1 protein-coding gene is annotated in these 393 nt (G+C 38.9%); it reads left to right on the top strand.

What is annotated here, in order from left to right:
- A partial coding sequence (locus Y882_RS20335; protein WP_211259223.1) for a hypothetical protein occupies positions 1 to 393 on the top strand: 393 nt, incomplete at both ends.

Genomic DNA, 393 nt, shown 5'->3' on the forward strand with positions numbered 1-393 from the left:
AGCTGTAACTGTTGTTTGTCGTAATAAAATTGAACGTAATAAAGCTATTAAGCGAGGTGCTGTTCATTTGGATGAATGGACTGCTCCGTATATTGCTTCAGTTCTTACATCCAAACAATTCATTAAGTATGTCACTAAAGAACGTCAGAAAACGTTAAGTGATATTGGTATTTACTCCAAACACCTCAGATTACTGAGAGAACTGGATATTACATATGCCCCATTGAAAGGTCTGCGTTATGACCCAGAACTGGAGAATGCTTATCTCTTCTTACAAAGTAGTAGCTACCCTAAGCTACGTGCATTGTTAGGGAAGGGGCTGATTACTGAAGAAGAGTATCACTTCCTCAGTGATGTTGATGTGCATTGCAAGACTTTCAGTAAGTACTCGGA

Origin of the sequence: Dyella japonica DSM 16301 (assembly GCF_001010355.1) — a bacterium.
Lineage (GTDB): Bacteria > Pseudomonadota > Gammaproteobacteria > Xanthomonadales > Rhodanobacteraceae > Dyella > Dyella japonica.